The sequence below is a fragment of the Pseudomonas sp. S30 genome, from assembly GCF_016518545.1.
In the GTDB taxonomy this organism is placed as follows: Bacteria; Pseudomonadota; Gammaproteobacteria; order Pseudomonadales; family Pseudomonadaceae; genus Aquipseudomonas.
This window is the reverse complement of record NZ_JACVTO010000009.1, coordinates 1-18,531: the sequence shown is the minus strand read 5'-3', so window position 1 is coordinate 18,531 and position 18,531 is coordinate 1. Positions and strand designations below refer to the sequence as shown.

Here is an 18,531-nt window from a genome sequence, read left to right as displayed (position 1 = left end):
GCGCATGCGCCATCCACTACACGGCGCCGGAGCGCCAAATCTTAAGCAAGTTATATGCCTGAAATTGTAGCGTTTGCCTAGAGCACTGTAACACTTAAGCCCATGTCAACGGCTTTTTACAGTGCTCCAGGCCGATTCCACCGTCACAGGCGGAACTCATGACCCAGGTAGACTTCCTTGACCAGTTGGTTGGCCAGGATAGTTTCCGCGTCGCCCTCGGCAATCAGCTGACCATCATTGACGATGTAGGCCGTTTCGCAGATATCCAGGGTTTCACGAACGTTGTGGTCCGTGATCAGCACGCCGATGCCCTTGGCCTTCAAGTGATGGATGATCTGCTTGATGTCGCCCACGGAAATGGGGTCGACACCCGCGAAGGGTTCGTCCAGAAGGATGAACTTCGGCGAAGTCGCCAGTGCCCGGGCGATTTCGACGCGACGTCGCTCGCCGCCGGACAGGCTCATGCCCAAGTTGTCGCGGATGTGGCTGATGTGGAATTCCTGCAGCAGGCTCTCCAATTCCTGGCGGCGGCCGTCCCGGTCCAGGTCCTTGCGGGTTTCGAGGATGGCCATGATGTTGTCGGCCACCGACAGCTTGCGGAAGATCGAAGCCTCCTGCGGCAGGTAGCCGATGCCCGCCTGCGCACGACCATGCATGGGCTGGTGGCTGACGTCATGGGTGTCGATGAGCACACGGCCCTGGTCGGCTTGCACCAGGCCCACGATCATGTAGAAGCAGGTGGTCTTGCCGGCGCCGTTGGGGCCGAGCAGGCCGACGATCTGCCCGCTGTCGATGGACAGGCTCACGTCGCGCACGACCTGGCGGCCCTTGTAGCTCTTGGCCAGGTGCTGAGCTTTGAGGGTTGCCATCTATTCGGCCTTTTTCTTGGGTTGGATCACCATGTCGATACGCTGGCGAGGCTGAGTGACCTTGCCGCCACGACCTGCGGTGGCCACCTGGGTCTTGGTGTTGTAGACGATCTTCTCGCCCTCGGTGGTGTTGCCTTCGTTCTCCACCTTGGCGCGGTCAGTCAGGATCACCATGTCCTTCTGCGCCTGGTACTGGATGGTGACGGCCCAGCCTTTCATCTTGTCGGGCTTGGCAGGGGACTGCTGCTGCTCGAAATAGGCCAGGTTGCCCACCGAAGTGACGACGTCGATGTCGCCGGAGGGCGCGCGGGTCATGGTCACGGTGTTGCCTTTGATCATCATGGAGCCCTGGGTGATGATCACGTCGCCGGTATAGGTGGCAACGCCCTGCTTGTCGTCCAGATGCGCGTTGTCCGCCTGGATGCGGATAGGCTGGTCACGGTCGTTCGGCAGGGCCAGGGCGCTCGCGCTTCCCAATGCTGCGCTCAGGCTGAGCAAAAGGGGGAGGGTTTTAACGAGCCTCATACTGTCCTCTTACGTTGGACAGCAGGTCCATCCTGCCGTCTTCCAAATACGCTTTCATTCCCACGCCCGTGGTCGTGCCACCGGCGCCGTCGATTCTAACGGCTTGCTCGGTCTGCGCATATTGCTTCTGTGGGAACACTGTCATGCGGCTGCTGGTGATGAGCATGTCGCGCTGCTTCTCGTCGGTGCGGGCGATGCGCACGTTGTCGATCAATTCGACCTCGGTACCGTCCGGGTTGACCTCGGCTCGCACGCTCTGCACGTGCCAGGGGAACTGGGTGCCGCGGAAAATGTGCAGGTCCGGCGTGGTCACCAGGGTGACCTCGCTGGCCTTGAGGTGCTCGACCTTGTCGGCGGTCATGTCGTACTGCAGGCCGCCGTCGGGCAGGAACTGTACGCTATGCGCGTTGATCGCGTAGTAGTCGATGGCATTCGCATCGACCTGCGCCTCGGGCTCGTCGAGGAAACTTTCGGGGCTGATGTTCCAATAGCCGACAGCCACCAGCACGGCGGCGATGGCCATCAGCACGATGGCGTTGCGGATTTTCTTGCTGAGCATGTCTGGGCCTACGACTACAGGTAGTGAGCATTGGCAGCGTCCAGGGTCCCCTGGGCCTGCATGATCAGTTCGCAGAACTCGCGAGCGGCACCTTCGCCGCCGCGAGCCTGGGTGACGCCATGGGCGTGTTCGCGTACGAAGCGGGCGGCGTTGGCCACCGCCATGCCCAGGCCGACTCGGCGGATCACCGGCAGGTCGGGCAGGTCGTCACCCAGGTAGGCCACCTGTTCATGGTGCAACCCGAGTTCGGCCAGCAATCCATCGAGCACCACCAGCTTGTCTTCGCGCCCCTGGAACAGGTGGGGTATCCCCAGGTTGCGGGCACGACGCTCGACCACGGGGGTTTTCCGGCCGCTGATGATGGCGGTGGTGACGCCCGATGCCATGAGCATCTTGATACCGTGACCGTCCAGGGTGTTGAAGGTCTTGAATTCACTGCCGTCTTCGAGGAAGTACAGACGGCCATCGGTGAGCACGCCATCCACATCGAAAACCGCCAGCTTGATGGCCTTGCCGCGTTGCATCAGGTCCTGGTTCATTCACATCACTCCGGCACGCAGCAGGTCGTGCATGTTCAGGGCGCCCGTCGGACGATTCTGTTCGTCCACCACCACCAGCGCGCTGATCTTGTGGTCTTCCATGATCTTGAGCGCTTCGGCCGCGAGCATCTCGGCCCGCGCAGTCTTGCCGTGCACCGTCATCACTTCGTCGATCAGTGTGCGGTGGACATCGATGCTGCGGTCCAGGCTGCGACGCAGGTCGCCGTCGGTGAAGACCCCGGCCAGACGGCCATCGGACTCCATCACCACGGTCATGCCCAGGCCCTTGCGCGACATCTCCAGCAGCGCGTCCTTGAGCAGCGTGCCGCGCTGTACCTGAGGCAGTTCGTCGCCCTTGTGCATGACATCTTCCACCTTGAGCAGCAAGCGACGACCCAAGGCGCCGCCTGGGTGGGAGAACGCGAAGTCCTCGGCGGTGAAGCCGCGCGCTTCGAGCAGGGCGATGGCCAGCGCATCGCCCAGCACCAGGGCCGCCGTGGTGGACGAGGTGGGTGCCAGGTTCAACGGGCAGGCTTCCTGTCCGACGCTGGCGTCCAGGTTGACGTCGGCCGCCAGTGCCAGGGCCGATTCGGTCTTGCCGGTCAGGCTGATCAACCGGATGCCCAGGCGCTTGATCAAAGGCAGCAGGGTGACGATTTCAGCGGTGCTGCCGGAGTTGGACAGCGCCAGAATGATGTCGTCCCGGGTGATCATGCCCATGTCGCCGTGGCTGGCCTCGGCCGGGTGCACGAAGAACGAGGGGGTGCCGGTACTGGCCAGCGTCGCGGCGATCTTGTTGCCGATGTGACCGGACTTGCCCATGCCGACCACCACGACGCGTCCCTTGCTGCCGAGGATCAATTCGCACGCCTTGACGAACTGGTCGTCGATGCGGGCGCGCAGGCCTTGAACGGCTTCGATTTCCAGGCTCAGGGTGCGCTGTGCGGAATGGATCAGCTCGCTGGATTGGCTCATGTCTAGAACGATGTCAGAGGGAAAGGCGTCGATTATAGCGACAATGTGAGAAACCCTCATCCTTCCGTTGTCGTAGGAGAGGGCAGCGCTGGCTGTACGGCGGCTGAATGGCCTGGGAAAGGGCCTTGGGGAGCTTTTAGCGCGGTGCTATAGTCCGCGGCTGTTTGGCTTGGGCCGCTGGCGCACGTGTCTTCTGCAAGAGGGCCGGCGTCCATGATGCTCAGGCCGCCTAGCAAGGAGTCTAGATGAGTTCGGATAGCGCCTACGCGGTCGAGTTGAAGGGCGTCACCTTCAAACGCGGTTCGCGCAGCATTTTCAGCGATGTCGACATCCGTATCCCTCGCGGCAAGGTGACGGGGATCATGGGACCTTCCGGGTGTGGCAAGACCACGCTGCTGCGGCTGATGGGTGCGCAGTTGCGCCCGGCCAGCGGTGAAGTGTGGGTGGCCGGGAAAAACCTGCCGGCACTGTCGCGCAGCGACCTTTTCGATGCGCGCAAACAGATGGGCGTGCTGTTCCAGAGCGGCGCCCTGTTCACCGATCTGGATGTGTTCGAGAACGTGGCCTTCCCGTTGCGCGTGCACACCGACCTGCCCGACGAGATGATTCGCGACATCGTGCTGATGAAGCTCCAGGCCGTGGGGTTGCGTGGTGCCCTCGAGCTCATGCCCGACGAACTGTCCGGTGGCATGAAGCGTCGCGTGGCGCTGGCTCGGGCGATCGCGCTGGATCCGCAGATCCTGATGTACGACGAGCCTTTCGTGGGCCAGGACCCGATCGCCATGGGTGTCCTGGTGCGCCTGATCCGCTTGCTCAACGACGCCCTGGGGATCACCAGCATCGTGGTGTCCCACGACTTGGCCGAGACGGCGAGCATCGCCGACTATCTGTACGTGGTCGGGGACGGCCAGGTTCTGGGGCAGGGCACTCCTGAAGAACTGCTGGGCTCGGACAACCCGCGTATCCGCCAATTCATGAATGGTGATCCGGACGGTCCGGTGCCTTTCCACTTCTCCGCGCCTGATTATCGCGCCGATTTGCTGGGGGCGCGCTGATGCGTAGAAAATCCATAGTGGAACGCATCCGCCTGTTCGGTCGGGCGGCTATCGACGTGCTGGCAGTGCTGGGGCGTTCATGTCTGTTCCTGTTCCATGCCCTGGTCGGACGAGGCGGCATCGGCGGCGGCTTTCAACTGCTGACTCGCCAGCTCTATTCGGTCGGCGTGCTGTCGCTGGCCATCATCGTCGTGTCCGGCATGTTCATTGGCATGGTGCTGGCGCTTCAGGGCTACAGCATCCTGGCCAAGTACGGTTCGGAGCAGGCCGTCGGTCAGATGGTCGCCCTGACCCTGCTGCGCGAGCTCGGACCAGTGGTCACGGCGCTGCTGTTCGCCGGACGTGCAGGCTCGGCGCTGACTGCCGAAATCGGCAATATGAAATCCACCGAGCAGCTGTCCAGCCTGGAAATGATCGGCGTGGACCCCCTCAAGTACATCGCGGCCCCGCGCCTCTGGGCAGGTTTCATCTCGCTGCCGCTGCTGGCGCTGATCTTCAGCGTGGTCGGCATCTGGGGTGGCTCGTGGGTCGCCGTGGATTGGCTCGGGGTCTACGAAGGCTCGTTCTGGGCCAACATGCAGAACAGCGTTTCGTTCAGCGATGACGTCGTCAACGGCCTGATCAAGAGCCTGGTGTTCGCCTTCGTCGTCACCTGGATCGCCGTGTTCCAAGGGTATGACTGCGAGCCCACCTCAGAAGGGATCAGTCGTGCCACCACCAGGACCGTGGTCTATGCCTCGCTGGCAGTCCTGGGTCTGGACTTTATTCTGACCGCCTTGATGTTTGGAGATTTCTGATGCAAAACCGCACCCTGGAAATCGGTGTCGGCCTGTTCCTTCTGGCCGGAATCCTGGCGCTGCTGCTGCTGGCCCTGCGCGTCAGCGGGTTGTCCGCGAGCCCGAGCAGCGATACCTATAAAGTTTACGCCTACTTCGACAATATCGCCGGTTTGACTGTCAGAGCCAAGGTGAGCATGGCCGGTGTGACCATCGGCAAGGTCACGGCCATCGATCTGGATCGCGACTCGTTCACCGGTCGAGTCACGCTGCAACTGGACAAGTCGGTCGACAACCTGCCGACCGATTCCACCGCATCCATCCTGACCGCCGGGCTGCTGGGCGAGAAATACGTGGGCATCAGTGTTGGCGGTGAGGACAAGGTGCTCAAGGAAGGCAGTACCATCCATGACACCCAGTCGGCCCTGGTGCTCGAAGATCTGATTGGCAAGTTCCTGCTCAACACCGTTGGCAAGGAACCCAAGGAAGCCCAACCCGCTAATTGAGGAGTTCCCATGATTTCGATTCTGCGACGCGGTCTGCTGGTCGTGTTGGCTGCCCTGCCTCTGATGAGTCAGGCAGCGCCGGGCCAATCCCCGCGCGATGTGGTGCAGAGCACCACCACCGAGCTACTGACCGACCTCAAGGCCAATCGGGCACAGTACAAGGCCAACCCCCAGGCATTCTACGACGCCCTCAATCGTATTCTGGGACCGGTCGTGGATGCCGAGGGCGTTTCCAAAAGCATCATGACCGTGAAGTACTCGCGCAAGGCCACCCCTGCGCAGATGCAGCGCTTCCAGGAAAATTTCAAGCGCAGCCTGTTCCAGTTCTACGGTAATGCACTGCTGGACTACGACAACCAGGGCATCAGCGTGGACCCCGCCCGGCCCGACGACGGCGAACGTGCCACGGTCGGCATGAAGGTATCCGGCAACAACGGCGCGGTCTATCCCGTGCAGTACACCCTGGAAAACATCAGCGGCGACTGGAAGGTGCGCAACGTCATCGTCAACGGCATCAATATCGGCAAGCTGTTCCGCGACCAGTTCGCCGACGCCATGCAGCGCAACGGCAATGACTTGGACCGGACCATCGATGGCTGGGCCGGTGAAGTGGCCAAGGCCAAGCAGACCGCCGATGCCTCGCCCGAGAAGGCGGTCAAATGACTGATGCCTCGGTGAGCATGGCCGAACCGGGTACCTTGTGCCTGTCCGGGGTACTGGACTATCGCAGCGGACCGGCCCTGCGCAAGCAGGGCAAGGCGCTGATCGCCGCCAGTGAGGGGCCTCGTCTGGTGCTCGATTGTTCTCGGGTGAGCAAGTCCAGCAGCGTAGGGCTGTCCCTGCTGCTGGCCTTCATCCGTGACGGGCAGGGCGGCGGCAAGGTCTGCGAAGTGCGTGGCATGCCCGCCGGCATGCAGGAAATTGCCCAAGTCTACGACCTGGACGCGGTATTGGCCGGCTGAGTGCCGTGCGATGGGATAGGGCCCCTCGGTCAGCGCGTCCATGTATGGGCTTCGCAGGCGAGGGGCTTTTTTGTATCATGGCCGACCCGCGCGCGTTGGGCGCCGATTGAGGTTGAGCATGCAGGCCGTAGAAGTTAAGAGCTTTCTTGAAGAGAAACTGCCGGGAACCCGTGTCGAAGTCGAGGGTGAAGGCTGCAACTTCCAATTGAACGTGATCAGCGACGAGCTGGCCGGCCAGAGCCCGGTCAAGCGCCAGCAGGCGATCTATGCTCACCTGAATCCGTGGATCGCCAACGGCAGCATCCATGCGGTAACGATGAAATTCTTCAGCAGCGCAGCCTGGGCTGAGCGCACCTGAGCCAACGTTGGCGGCGAGATTGAAATGGACAAACTGATTATTACTGGTGGCGCGCGTCTCGATGGCGAGATTCGCATTTCCGGGGCCAAGAATGCGGCGTTGCCCATCCTGGCGGCGACCCTGCTGGCCGATGGCCCTGTCACCGTCGGCAACTTGCCGCACCTGCACGACATCACCACCATGATCGAGCTGTTCGGTCGCATGGGCATCGAGCCTGTGATCGACGAGAAGCTGGCCGTGGAGATCGACCCGCGCACCATCAAGACGCTGGTCGCGCCCTATGAGCTGGTCAAGACAATGCGCGCCTCGATCCTGGTGCTGGGGCCGATGGTCGCCCGCTTCGGCGAAGCCGAGGTCGCGCTGCCGGGCGGTTGCGCCATCGGCTCGCGTCCTGTCGACCTGCACATTCGCGGGCTGGAGGCCATGGGCGCGAACATCGAGGTGGAGGGCGGCTACATCAAGGCCAAGGCGCCAGAAGGCGGCCTGCGCGGTGCGCACTTCTTCTTCGACACCGTGAGCGTGACCGGTACCGAGAACATCATGATGGCCGCTGCCCTGGCCAAAGGCCGCAGCGTGCTGCAGAACGCCGCCCGTGAGCCGGAAGTGGTCGACCTGGCCAACTTCCTGATCGCCATGGGTGCGAAGATTCACGGCGCCGGCACCGACACCATCACCATCGATGGCGTGGAGCGTCTGCACTCGGCCACCTACCGCGTGATGCCCGACCGTATCGAGACCGGTACCTACCTGGTCGCCGCCGCAGTGACTGGCGGCCGGGTCAAGGTCAAGGACACCGATCCGACCATTCTCGAAGCGGTGCTGGAGAAGCTCAAGGAATCCGGGGCCGAGGTCACCACCGGCGACGACTGGATCGAGCTGGACATGCATGGCAAGCGGCCCAAGGCCGTGAACCTGCGTACCGCGCCTTATCCTGCATTCCCTACCGACATGCAGGCGCAGTTCATTTCCCTGAACGCCGTTGCCGAGGGCACCGGTGCGGTGATCGAGACCATCTTCGAAAACCGTTTCATGCACGTCTATGAAATGCACCGCATGGGTGCGCAGATCCAGGTCGAAGGCAACACTGCCATCGTCACGGGCGTCACTGCGCTCAAGGGTGCGCCGGTGATGGCCACCGATCTGCGTGCGTCGGCGAGCCTGGTGCTGTCGGCGCTGGTCGCCGAGGGCGATACCCTGATCGATCGGATCTACCACATCGACCGCGGCTACGAGTGCATCGAAGAGAAGCTGCAGATGCTGGGCGCCAAGATCCGCCGAGTGCCGGGCTGAGTCGCCCTCTGCAAGTGATCGGCACAGGGAAGTGCCTGCCGAATCGAACACGATCGGGTCATGGACCCGGTCGCCAGTCGCTGCTTGAGGACTAACGTTGCAATGTTGACCATCGCGCTTTCAAAGGGCCGTATTCTCGACGATACCCTGCCATTGCTGGCAGAAGCCGGCATCGTGCCGACCGAGAACCCGGACAAGAGCCGCAAGCTGATCATTCCCACCACGCAGGATGACGTGCGCCTGCTGATCGTGCGCGCTACCGATGTGCCGACCTACGTCGAGCACGGCGCTGCCGATCTGGGCGTGGCCGGCAAGGACGTGCTGATGGAATACGGCGGTCAGGGGCTCTACGAGCCGCTGGACCTGCAGATCGCCCAGTGCAAGCTGATGACCGCCGGCGTGGTCGGCGCTGCCGAACCCAAGGGGCGTCTGCGGGTGGCCACCAAGTTCGTCAACGTCGCCAAGCGTTACTACGCCGAGCAGGGGCGTCAGGTCGACATCATCAAGCTGTACGGCTCGATGGAGCTGGCACCGCTGATCAACCTCGCCGACAAGATCATCGACGTGGTGGACACCGGCAACACCCTGCGCGCCAATGGCCTGGAGCCCCAGGAGCTGATCGCGACGATCAGCTCGCGCCTGGTGGTGAACAAGGCGTCGATGAAAATGCAGCACGCCCGCATCCAGCATCTGATCGACACCCTGCGCCAGGCTGTCGAATCCCGACACCGCGGCTGACTTCTGCGCGCGACCTCCGCTGTCGCGCCGGTCCTCGCGCGTTCCGACCACTTTCTCAGGTGCCCGCGCGGATGGACTGCTAGCCTAGGGCGCCTGAGCATCCGTCATTCATAACGAGGCCCTCGCCATGACCCTGTCCACTGCAATAGCCCGTCTCAACGCCGCTGATCCGGACTTCGCGCGCCATCTGGATCATCTGCTGAGCTGGGAAAGCGTGTCCGACGAGGCGGTCAACCAGCGGGTGCTGGATATCATCAAGGCCGTGCGCGAGCGCGGCGATGCGGCGCTGGTCGAGTTCACCCAGCGCTTCGACGGCGTGACGGCCACCTCCATCGATGAGTTGATCCTCGATCGCCAGCGCCTCGAGCTGGCCTTGACGCGCATCAGCCCGGCCCAGCGCGAGGCGCTGGAGACCGCAGCCGGCCGTGTACGGGCCTACCACGAGCGACAGAAGCAGGATTCTTGGCAGTACACCGAGGCCGACGGCACGGTACTGGGACAGAAGGTCACACCGCTGGACCGCGCCGGCCTGTATGTCCCGGGCGGCAAGGCGTCTTACCCGTCATCCGTGCTGATGAACGCCATTCCGGCCAAGGTCGCCGGCGTCGGCGAAGTGGTGATGGTGGTGCCGACCCCCCGTGGCGAAATCAACGAACTGGTGCTGGCCGCGGCCTGCATCGCCGGTGTCGACCGCGTGTTCACCGTGGGTGGCGCCCAGGCGGTCGCGGCGTTGGCCTACGGTACCGAGAGCGTGCCGCAGGTGGACAAGATCGTCGGTCCCGGCAACATCTACGTTGCTACGGCCAAGCGCCATGTCTTCGGCCAGGTCGGGATCGACATGATCGCCGGCCCCTCGGAGATACTCGTGGTGTGCGACGGTTTGAGCGATCCGGACTGGATCGCCATGGACCTGTTTTCCCAGGCCGAGCACGATGAGGACGCCCAGGCCATTCTGGTCAGTCCGGATGCCGAGTTCCTCGAGCGCGTGGCTGCGAGCATCGACAAACTATTGCCGACGATGGAACGTGCCGAGATCATCGCCAAGTCGATCAACGGTCGGGGCGCGCTGATTCAAGTGCGCGACATGCAGCAGGCCATCGAGGTGGCCAATCGCATCGCCCCCGAGCACCTGGAATTGTCGGTCGCCGACCCGCAGGCCTGGCTCGGGCAGATCCGCCACGCCGGCGCCATCTTCATGGGGCGCCACACCAGCGAGGCGCTGGGCGACTACTGTGCCGGCCCCAACCACGTACTGCCGACCTCGGGTACCGCGCGCTTTTCCTCGCCTCTGGGCGTGTACGATTTCCAGAAGCGTTCGTCGATCATCTTCTGCTCCGAGCAGGGCGCTTCCGAGCTGGGCCGCACGGCCTCGGTGCTGGCCCGTGGCGAGTCGCTGACCGCCCACGCGCGCAGTGCCGAATACCGTATTCTCGACAAGCAAGGGGAGTGAACATGAGCCGTTTCTGGAGCCCGTTCGTCAAGGATCTGGTGCCTTACGTACCCGGTGAGCAACCCAAGCTGGCGCGTCTGGTGAAACTCAATACCAACGAGAACCCCTATGGCCCTTCGCCCAAGGCCCTGCTGGCCATGCGCGAGGCGCTCAACGACGACTTGCGGCTGTATCCCGACCCCAACGGTGACCGGCTCAAGCAGGCGGTCGCCGACTACTATGGCGTCACTGCGCAGCAGGTCTTCGTCGGCAATGGCTCGGACGAGGTGCTGGCGCACATCTTCCACGGCCTGTTCCAGCATGAAGGTCCGTTGCTGTTCCCGGACATCAGCTACAGCTTCTATCCGGTCTATTGCGGGCTCTACGGCATCCCGTTCGAGACCGTGCCGTTGGACGAGGGCTTCCAGGTTCGCGTCGGTGACTACCAGCGTGCCAATGCCGGGATCATCCTGCCCAACCCCAATGCGCCGACCGGCTGCCTGCTGGGACTGCCGGCGATCGAGCAATTGCTCCAGGCCAACCCCGACTCGGTGGTGGTGATCGATGAGGCCTACATCGACTTCGGTGGCGAAACGGCCATCGCCCTGGTGGGGCGCTACGACAACCTGCTGGTGACCCAGACGCTGTCCAAGTCGCGCTCGCTGGCCGGCTTGCGGGTCGGTCTGGCGGTCGGGCACCCGGACCTCATCGAGGCGCTGGAGCGGATCAAGAACAGTTTCAACTCCTACCCGCTGGACCGCATGGCGATCGCCGGCGCGGCGGCCGCCTTCGACGATCACGAGTACTTCCAACAGACCTGTCGCCAGGTGATAGACAGCCGCGAGGCGTTGATCGAACAACTGAGCCAGCGAGGTTTCGAGGTGCTGCCCTCGGCGGCCAACTTCATCTTCGCCCGTCATCCGCAGCATGACGCTGCACAACTGGCGGCACGTCTACGCGAGCAGGGCGTGATCGTGCGTCACTTCAAACAGGCGCGCATCGCCCAGTTCCTGCGTATCACCATCGGCACGCCGGAAATGAACCAGGCGCTGCTCGACGCATTGCCCTGACGGGCACGGCGCATGAAGCGAACCCCGCCTTGGCGGGGTTTTTTCATCGACCAGCGTCGTCCGATGGTGTTTTCGCCCGCTCGGATGGCGCGGCCGCGTTGCGTACCGCTACCGGGGTGTCATCCAGCTCCACCACATAGTCGTTGACCCCAGCCATGGTGTCAGGGTCTGTCCAGACCTGTCTTGCGGCCTCCGGCTGGGCCACCCGTCGACCGTTTCTGAAGATCTGCACGCGGGTGCTGGCCTCGCTGAACCAGCGCAACTGGTGGCTGGCCTCATCGACCCGCAGCTTGCGCACGCCGGTGGCGCCGAGCAGTGGCGAGCCCTCCAGCAGCCAGGCCCGCCGTGGCTCCAGGTTCATGTGGCGCAGCACCGTCGGCGCCAAGGACGTCTGCGCAGCGTAGCCGTAGAGGCCATTCGGGCCTGGGTTGTCCGCTGGCGGACGAGGGTCGGTCAGCTCAGCGTTCAGGCTTTGATTGGCGGCGATGAATACCGTTTTCTCCGACTCGGATTGACCGCCGTGCCCACAGCCAGCCGGGTCACGACCGTGATCGGTGGTCAACAGGACCAGCCAGCGCTCTTTCGGTAATCGCTGCTGGCGCGCCTGAACCTGGTCCAGAAGCATTCCCAGGCGTCTATCGCTATTGGCCAGTGCAGTCTGATAAGCGTCGCCGAAGCAGTATTCATGGGCCACGGAGTCGGGTTCGTCGAGATGGGCGAAGGTGAGGTCCGCGGGCGTCGAGGACAGGATCGCGGTGACGCGCTCGACGACGCGATCATCCGACAGCCCGCTTTCGACGACGTCGAAGGCTGCGACTTCATCGGCCAGAAAGGCGCTGTTGATCGGCGACCAATTGACCACGCTGGCGATGTGCGCGTCGGGCCGTGCCTGGCGCAGGCGCTTCAGCACGCTGGGGTAGCGGGGGTCCAGTCGCCACTGTGCATCGTTCGACATCACCCCGTGCTTGTCGGCCCAGACACCGGTCAGCAGCGTGATCCAGCTGGGGCCACTGAGCGTCGGCTGTTGCGTGGGCTTGCCGATGACGCCGCCGGCATAGGCCTTGGCGTAGCTGAGGCGGTGCAGGTTGGCATCAGGACCTAGCCGCTCGTACTGGCTGAGTTGCACCCCGTCGATACCGATGATCAGGGTTTTTTCCTGCCCAGCCTGGGCCTGTGCGGCGCTACAGGCAACCAACAGCACGGCTGCCATGAGTCGGATCAGTGGCAGATACATCGCTATACGCTCCGAGAGGTTTCCGATCGAGCATGCGTGGACGTCATGCCCTGGCTCAACTGGCAGAAACGTCAGTTGGGGTGAGTGAGGTGAATGCGCTAAACTAAAAAATTCATCGGATGATTGGGTGACTGGATGAGTGGCACACCTGTCGAACTGGTACGGCGGTCCTTGGTGGAGCTTGCGGTGGACCGGATGCGCGACCTCATTCGGCAGGAGCGCTGGAGCGTTGGCCAGCGCCTGCCGACCGAGCCCGAGCTGGCCAGCGAACTGGGCATCAGCCGCAATACCGTGCGTGAGGCGATACGCGTGCTGGCTTTCGCCGGCCTGGTGGAGGTCCGCCAGGGTGACGGTAGTTACCTGCGCGCACTTCAGGATCCATTGCTGGCGGTTCAGGCGATGGCGGCCTGCAGCGTCGAGCACGCCCGCGAGACTCGGCATATTCTCGAGGCCGAAGCCATTGGCCTGGCCGCACAGCGGCGGACCGAAGACGACCTGCTGAGCCTGCGCGCGGCGCTGGCGCAGAGCGCCGCGCACTATCAGGGCGACATCCACGCCTACGTCCAGCGTGACCTGGTGTTTCACCAGCGGTTGGTGGACGCCGCCCACAATCCCGCGCTCAGCGAGCTCTACCGCTACTTCTCCGCGGTGGTGGCGGCGGCCTTGCAGCACAACCTGTCCACCACCCCGCGCTGCCAGGCGGTGTTCGAACTGCATGGGCAGATACTCGATGCCATCGAACGCCGCGACACCCCTGGCGCCAAACGGCTCAGCCGCCAGCTCATCGCCTCTTGAGAACGAGAATTTCCATGTCCGAACGATCCATGTCGGGTGCATCCACCCGTGAACCTGAATGGCTGATCGATGCCGAGGCGGACGATCAGCAAGTCCAGAACCAGCTGACTCAGGCTGGCCGGCCCTGGCTGCTGCTATTGGGCCTGGTGATGGTGGCGCTCAATCTGCGTCCAGCGCTGTCGAGCATGGCGCCCGTGCTGAGCGAGGTGTCGGCAGGACTGGGCCTGAGCGGCTCGGCAGCCGGATTGCTGACCACGTTGCCGGTGCTGTGCCTGGGGCTCTTCGCCCCGCTGGCGCCGGTGCTGGCGCGGCGCCTGGGCAGTGAGCGGGTGATTCTCGGAGTGCTTGTGATCCTGGCGCTGGGCATGCTGGTACGCAGCACCCTCGGGGTTGGCGGGGTGTTTTTCGGCAGCGTCATCGCCGGGGCCAGTATCGGCATCATCGGTGTATTGCTGCCAGGTATCGTCAAGCGCGACTTTCCCGCCCATGCCGGCACACTCACCGGCGTCTACACCATGGCGTTGTGCCTCGGCGCGGCCATGGCGGCAGGCAGCACCGTGCCGCTGAGCCGTGCGCTGGGCGACAGCTGGGCGTGGGGGCTGGGTATCTGGGCGCTACCGGCGCTACTGGCGATGCTGGTGTGGTCGCCTCAGGCGCGCCACGGCCATGGCGCGCACCGGGCGACCTATCGAGTGCGGGGACTGTGGTGTGACCCGCTGGCCTGGCAAGTCACGCTGTACATGGGCTTGCAGTCGTCGCTGGCCTACATCGTGTTCGGCTGGCTGCCCTCGATCCTCATCGGCCGAGGGCTTAGTCCGACCGAGGCAGGCCTGGTGCTGTCCGGATCGGTGCTGGTGCAGTTGATCAGTTCCCTCGGTGCACCCTGGCTGGCCACCCGGGGCAAGGACCAGCGCCTGATGATCGTGGTAGTGATGCTGACCACCCTGTGCGGCCTGTTCGGTTGCCTCTATGCGCCAGTTTCAGGACTGTGGGGTTGGGCGGTGCTGCTGGGGCTGGGGCAGGGCGGAACCTTCGCCCTGGCCTTGACCTTGATCGTCCTGCGCTCGAAGGACTCGCACGTGGCGGCGAACCTGTCGAGCATGGCCCAGGGCGTCGGTTACACCCTGGCGTCGCTGGGGCCGTTGGCCGTTGGGCTGGTGCATGACCTGACCGGTGGCTGGGCGGCGATCGGCTGGATCTTCGCCGTGCTGGGCCTGGGGGCGATCGTCTTCGGACTGGGAGCCGGAAGGGCCTTGCATGTGCAGGTGACCAGCGAACGCACTGCTGATTGAGCCTGCGCAGCCCGGCCGTTCATTCAGCCGGCAAATGAACATGGCGCGCGGACGCTGTGCGGATTATCGTGACGCCATCGATTCCGTCCACGGACCTGCGCCATGACCGATGCCCACAGTGATCTGATCACCCGTTTCTACCAGGCCTTCGAGCGCCTCGACGCCGAGGCCATGGTGGCCTGCTACAGCGATGACATCATGTTCAGCGATCCGGCATTCGGCACGCTGCACGGCCAGGACGTCGGCGACATGTGGCGGATGCTCACGCGCCGGGCCAAGGATTTTTCGCTGGTGTTCGACACCGTGCGTGCCGATGCCCAGGGTGGTAGCGCGCACTGGGTGGCGACCTACCTGTTCGGCCCGAGCGGGCGGCAGGTGACGAACGATATCCAGGCACGTTTCGTGATTCGCGACGGCCTGATCTGCCGGCACGAGGATCACTTCGATTTGTGGCGCTGGTCGCGCCAGGCACTCGGCACGCCCGGCCTCCTGCTGGGCTGGACGCCGCTGCTGCGCAACAAGGTCCGGGCGCAGGCCTTGAGTGGCCTGCGCGCGTTCCAGGGGCAGTGATCGACGCTCACGAGGCGGGCACGGCCTGCTCCTCGGGGTGATAGCTGAACCGCGCTTTTTCCTCGGCGTCATTGGGGAGTTTCAGGCGAATGATCGGCACATAGGTGCCATACGTGGCGTACCAGTCCTTCTGATCCGCCTGTGCCTGCTCCAAGGCGCCACTCAATCCCTCGACATGGAAAAACGATTGGATGGGCAGGTGCTGCGACTGCTCTTCGTCCCAGGCCTGCACAATGACTTCGTTCCAGGGAAATGGCAGTTCACTGGCGTATTGCCGCTGGACCGCCAAGGCCTGTGCGAAGCTGTCAGCGCGCTCGTTGCCGCGGGTCTGGCGGCCATCGAAGGCGCATTGCTGCTTGTAGTCGCCGGTGCGACGGAAGTGTTCGATCCAGGCCTGGGCCGTGTCGATGCCCTGCTCGTGACAGAAGCGCTCGTTGTCTGTTGTGGTGCTGTTGTCCCCGCAGCCCTGGCGATCACGTGTCCAGGTGTCGCCATCGGTAGGCCAGTTGCACAGCACCTGGTAGGCGAGCGAACCGCGCGGGCGCTCCATGTGCGGATGCAGGCTGAAGCCGCTGCGGGCGTCGGCGGCCAGTGCCGTGATGGGCAGATCGGCGCGCAGATAGGTGAAGGAGACGCCGCCTTTTTCGCGACTGTTCGGGCTATGATGCCAGGTGTGGTAGTTGGGCGAGGGTTTGGTGGCGCGCAGCAACAGGCCCGAACAGTGGTGGGCAGGCTCGGCCGGGCCGCCGCAGTCGCTCGCAGTGGTGTCGTAATGGTACTGCATCTGCGCCGCCGTCTCTGGTCCCAGTGCGGCTTCGGCAGCCCGAATCGTCATCAGCGTGGCGACGAACAGCAGCGTCGTCGATTTCTTGAACATGGTTGAGCCCTCGACATTCATGGGCTCTCGACACTAGTGACACGGACGATGGTTGTGGCGAGTGATGCAATTCCTGCTGGGGAGACCAAGCCCTGGTACCTGTACCTGGTGCGGGCAGCCAATGGCTCGCTGTACTGCGGTATCAGCGACGACCCGCAGCGCCGCTTCCTGAAGCACTGCAAGGGGCAGGGCGCGCGCTATTTCAAGACCAGCCCGGCGCAGGCGCTGGTGTACGTCGAGCGGTGGCCGGACAAGGGCCAGGCGCTGCGTCAGGAGCGGCTGGTGAAGAAGTTGCGCAAGTCGGCCAAGGAGGCGCTAGTGGCCTCCCATGGTGTGACTCACCTCGATAGCGCGCTCAATCCTTGCGACGCTTGAGCTGATCGATCAACTGGGTCGGCAGGCCCTTGATCACCAGGGTGCCGGCTTCTTCGTCGTATTCGATCTTCGACCCGAGCAGATGCGCCTCGAAACTGATCGACAGCCCTTCGGCGCGGCCGGTGAAGCGGCGGAACTGGTTCAGGGTGCGCTTGTCCGCCGGGATTTCCGGCGACAGGCCGTAGTCCTTGTTGCGAATGTGATCGAAGAACGCCTTGGGGCGGTCTTCGTCGATCAGGCTCGACAGTTCTTCGAGGGTGATCGGCTCGCCCTGCTTGGTCTGGCTGGTCGCATAGTCCACCAGTGTCTGGGTCTTCTCCCGCGCGGCCTCTTCGGGCAGGTCTTCGCTTTCGACGAAGTCGCTGAAGGCCTTGAGCAGCGTGCGGGTCTCGCCAGGGCCGTCGACGCCTTCCTGACAGCCGATGAAGTCACGGAAGTAATCCGATACCTTCTTGCCGTTCTTGCCCTTGATGAACGAGATGTATTGTCGCGAATGGGCGTTGTTCTTCCATTCCGACAGGTTGATGCGGGCAGCGAGGTGCAATTGACCCAGGTCCAGGTGTCGCGAGGGGGTCACGTCCAGCTCGGCATTCACCGCCACGCCTTCGCTGTGGTGCAGCAGTGCGATGACCAGGTACTCGGTCATGCCCTGCTGGTAATGGGCGAACAGGACGTGGCCACCGGTGGAGAGGTTGGACTCCTCCATCAGCTTCTGCAGGTGCTCCACCGCCATGCGGCTGAAGGCAGTGAAGTCCTGCTCCTGGTTCTGGTACTGGGTGAGCCAGCCGCTCAGTGGATAAGCGCCCGACTCGCCGTGGAAGAATCCCCAGGCTTTGCCCTGTTTGGCGTTGTAGCTGTCGTTGAGGTCGGCCAGCAGGTTTTCGATGGCGTCCGATGCAGCCAGTTCGGTGTCCCGCGCATGGAGCACGGCGGGGCTGCCATCGGGCTTCTTGTCGATCAGGTGAACGATGCAATGACGGATTGGCATGGAATTCTCTGAAAATGATGGGCGGTGAAGAGCCGCGCGGCAAAGTCGTCCAGTTTAACGCAGGTGGGCGCCGATGAAGATGCCAATGGCATTACCGGCAGGTCTTGTGCGTTTTTTGCGCAAAAACTCGCGCCATTTGCCTAAGCTCCCGAAAATCCTCAATAAAAACAACGCAGCAAGCGGATATTTGCCCTGGCCTGTGTTAGCGTGGCGCGGTCTTGCGCCCCTTGGGGTGGCGCATTGCTGGCAGTTCGCTCGCCTCGTGTCGAACCAAACGCCGATTTGCGCATCTACATTCGCGATTGGCGAGGCTGGCCGGCGTGTCCGTGCAGGCCCGATAGCGACGAAACACACTGCATACCTCTGATTTGATAGGGAAGGAACACCACCATGGCATTGACCAAAGACCAACTGATTGCCGACATCGCCGAAGCCATCGACGCGCCGAAATCCACCGCGCGCAACGCGCTGGAGCAACTGGGACAGATCGTCGCCGACCAACTGGAGAACGGTGCCGAAATCACCCTCCCAGGCATCGGCAAACTGAAAGTCTCCGAGCGTCCTGCCCGTACCGGCCGTAACCCTTCGACTGGCAAAGCCATCGAAATCGCGGCCAAGAAAGTCGTCAAGTTCGTACCGGCCAAAGGCCTGAGCGACGCCGTCAACAAGTAATTGTCGAGGCGTGACTGAAGCCGCGCCCCGCGCGCCCCGGGGCGGGGGTTTTTATGGGGGGGGGTGTGGGGGGGGCG

23 protein-coding genes are annotated in these 18,531 nt (G+C 63.4%); 15 read left to right on the top strand and 8 right to left on the bottom strand.

Annotated features, from left to right (window positions below; genetic code table 11):
• Positions 1 to 143: 143 nt before the first annotated feature.
• Genes lptB through IAE34_RS12000 form a run of 5 tightly spaced genes read right to left on the bottom strand, consistent with a single transcriptional unit; the run spans position 144 to position 3,467 of the window.
• Positions 144 to 869, bottom strand: coding sequence for an LPS export ABC transporter ATP-binding protein (lptB, locus tag IAE34_RS12020; protein WP_200139179.1), 726 nt, complete (start codon positions 867 to 869; stop codon positions 144 to 146).
• On the bottom strand, positions 870 to 1,394 hold the full coding sequence (gene lptA, locus IAE34_RS12015) for a lipopolysaccharide transport periplasmic protein LptA (RefSeq protein WP_200139178.1): 525 nt from the start codon (positions 1,392 to 1,394) through the stop codon (positions 870 to 872). It abuts the gene before it with no gap.
• Positions 1,381 to 1,953, bottom strand: a complete 573-nt coding sequence (lptC, locus tag IAE34_RS12010; RefSeq protein WP_200139177.1) for an LPS export ABC transporter periplasmic protein LptC — start codon at positions 1,951 to 1,953, stop codon at positions 1,381 to 1,383. Before lptC ends, lptA begins: the two co-directional genes overlap by 14 nt.
• Before the next feature lie 14 nt (positions 1,954 to 1,967).
• Positions 1,968 to 2,492 carry a KdsC family phosphatase gene (locus IAE34_RS12005; RefSeq protein WP_200139176.1) on the bottom strand — a complete coding sequence of 175 codons (525 nt, stop codon included), beginning with the start codon at positions 2,490 to 2,492 and terminating at the stop codon, positions 1,968 to 1,970.
• On the bottom strand, positions 2,493 to 3,467 hold the full coding sequence (locus IAE34_RS12000; protein ID WP_200139175.1) for a KpsF/GutQ family sugar-phosphate isomerase: 975 nt from the start codon (positions 3,465 to 3,467) through the stop codon (positions 2,493 to 2,495). It lies immediately after the preceding gene.
• A gap of 245 nt (positions 3,468 to 3,712) precedes the next feature.
• Between IAE34_RS12000 and IAE34_RS11995 the strand changes: the two genes are divergently transcribed.
• The 10 genes from IAE34_RS11995 (at position 3,713) to hisC (ending at position 11,651) form a co-directional block, all read left to right on the top strand.
• Entirely contained in the window at positions 3,713 to 4,522 is an 810-nt protein-coding gene (locus IAE34_RS11995; protein ID WP_200139174.1) for an ATP-binding cassette domain-containing protein, read from the top strand.
• Positions 4,522 to 5,319, top strand: a complete 798-nt coding sequence (gene mlaE, locus IAE34_RS11990; protein WP_200139173.1) for a lipid asymmetry maintenance ABC transporter permease subunit MlaE — start codon at positions 4,522 to 4,524, stop codon at positions 5,317 to 5,319. Before IAE34_RS11995 ends, mlaE begins: the two co-directional genes overlap by 1 nt.
• Positions 5,319 to 5,804 carry an outer membrane lipid asymmetry maintenance protein MlaD gene (gene mlaD / locus IAE34_RS11985; protein WP_200139172.1) on the top strand — a complete coding sequence of 162 codons (486 nt, stop codon included), beginning with the start codon at positions 5,319 to 5,321 and terminating at the stop codon, positions 5,802 to 5,804. The genes mlaE and mlaD overlap by 1 nt, the downstream gene beginning before the upstream one ends.
• Positions 5,805 to 5,813: 9 nt before the next feature.
• Positions 5,814 to 6,467 (top strand): MlaC/ttg2D family ABC transporter substrate-binding protein, encoded by a 654-nt coding sequence (locus IAE34_RS11980; RefSeq protein ID WP_200139171.1) that lies wholly within the window; start codon positions 5,814 to 5,816, stop codon positions 6,465 to 6,467.
• Complete coding sequence (locus IAE34_RS11975) at positions 6,464 to 6,766, top strand: STAS domain-containing protein (protein WP_200139170.1); 303 nt, start codon at positions 6,464 to 6,466, stop codon at positions 6,764 to 6,766. Before IAE34_RS11980 ends, IAE34_RS11975 begins: the two co-directional genes overlap by 4 nt.
• A 118-nt stretch (positions 6,767 to 6,884) precedes the next feature.
• Positions 6,885 to 7,124: a BolA family protein gene (locus IAE34_RS11970; protein ID WP_028689666.1), complete on the top strand. Its 240-nt coding sequence runs from the start codon at positions 6,885 to 6,887 to the stop codon at positions 7,122 to 7,124.
• A 24-nt stretch (positions 7,125 to 7,148) separates the two neighbouring features.
• Positions 7,149 to 8,414: a UDP-N-acetylglucosamine 1-carboxyvinyltransferase gene (gene murA, locus IAE34_RS11965; protein WP_200139169.1), complete on the top strand. Its 1,266-nt coding sequence runs from the start codon at positions 7,149 to 7,151 to the stop codon at positions 8,412 to 8,414.
• A 102-nt stretch (positions 8,415 to 8,516) separates the two neighbouring features.
• A complete protein-coding gene (hisG, locus tag IAE34_RS11960; RefSeq protein WP_200139168.1) occupies positions 8,517 to 9,152 on the top strand; it encodes an ATP phosphoribosyltransferase in 636 nt (211 codons plus the stop codon).
• A gap of 127 nt (positions 9,153 to 9,279) precedes the next feature.
• Entirely contained in the window at positions 9,280 to 10,602 is a 1,323-nt protein-coding gene (gene hisD, locus IAE34_RS11955) for a histidinol dehydrogenase (RefSeq protein WP_200139167.1), read from the top strand.
• Positions 10,603 to 10,604: 2 nt separating this feature from the next.
• Complete coding sequence (gene hisC, locus IAE34_RS11950; RefSeq protein ID WP_200139166.1) at positions 10,605 to 11,651, top strand: histidinol-phosphate transaminase; 1,047 nt, start codon at positions 10,605 to 10,607, stop codon at positions 11,649 to 11,651.
• A gap of 43 nt (positions 11,652 to 11,694) precedes the next feature.
• On the opposite strand, the gene IAE34_RS11945 is transcribed toward hisC, so the two are convergent.
• Positions 11,695 to 12,885 (bottom strand): alkaline phosphatase family protein, encoded by a 1,191-nt coding sequence (locus IAE34_RS11945; protein WP_200139165.1) that lies wholly within the window; start codon positions 12,883 to 12,885, stop codon positions 11,695 to 11,697.
• 135 nt (positions 12,886 to 13,020) lie between these two features.
• Between IAE34_RS11945 and IAE34_RS11940 the strand changes: the two genes are divergently transcribed.
• The 3 genes from IAE34_RS11940 to IAE34_RS11930 all read left to right on the top strand — a co-directional run bounded on the left by IAE34_RS11940 (position 13,021) and on the right by IAE34_RS11930 (position 15,542).
• The gene (locus tag IAE34_RS11940) at positions 13,021 to 13,680 is read left to right on the top strand and encodes a FadR/GntR family transcriptional regulator (RefSeq protein WP_200139164.1); all 660 of its coding nucleotides are present in this window, start codon (positions 13,021 to 13,023) and stop codon (positions 13,678 to 13,680) included.
• 14 nt (positions 13,681 to 13,694) lie between these two features.
• Entirely contained in the window at positions 13,695 to 14,972 is a 1,278-nt protein-coding gene (locus tag IAE34_RS11935) for a CynX/NimT family MFS transporter (RefSeq protein ID WP_233631110.1), read from the top strand.
• 102 nt (positions 14,973 to 15,074) lie between these two features.
• Positions 15,075 to 15,542, top strand: coding sequence for a nuclear transport factor 2 family protein (locus IAE34_RS11930; RefSeq protein ID WP_200139163.1), 468 nt, complete (start codon positions 15,075 to 15,077; stop codon positions 15,540 to 15,542).
• A gap of 7 nt (positions 15,543 to 15,549) precedes the next feature.
• On the opposite strand, the gene IAE34_RS11925 is transcribed toward IAE34_RS11930, so the two are convergent.
• A complete protein-coding gene (locus IAE34_RS11925; protein WP_200139162.1) occupies positions 15,550 to 16,419 on the bottom strand; it encodes a hypothetical protein in 870 nt (289 codons plus the stop codon).
• A gap of 54 nt (positions 16,420 to 16,473) precedes the next feature.
• Between IAE34_RS11925 and IAE34_RS11920 the strand changes: the two genes are divergently transcribed.
• Complete coding sequence (locus tag IAE34_RS11920; RefSeq protein ID WP_442793224.1) at positions 16,474 to 16,794, top strand: GIY-YIG nuclease family protein; 321 nt, start codon at positions 16,474 to 16,476, stop codon at positions 16,792 to 16,794.
• Here the strand turns inward: IAE34_RS11920 and yejK are convergent.
• Positions 16,775 to 17,782, bottom strand: coding sequence for a nucleoid-associated protein YejK (gene yejK / locus IAE34_RS11915; protein ID WP_200139160.1), 1,008 nt, complete (start codon positions 17,780 to 17,782; stop codon positions 16,775 to 16,777). The genes IAE34_RS11920 and yejK overlap by 20 nt on opposite strands.
• A 390-nt stretch (positions 17,783 to 18,172) precedes the next feature.
• Here yejK and IAE34_RS11910 point away from each other — a divergent pair, with 390 nt between their 5' ends.
• Positions 18,173 to 18,454, top strand: a complete 282-nt coding sequence (locus tag IAE34_RS11910) for an HU family DNA-binding protein (RefSeq protein WP_200139159.1) — start codon at positions 18,173 to 18,175, stop codon at positions 18,452 to 18,454.
• Positions 18,455 to 18,531 lie beyond the last annotated feature (77 nt).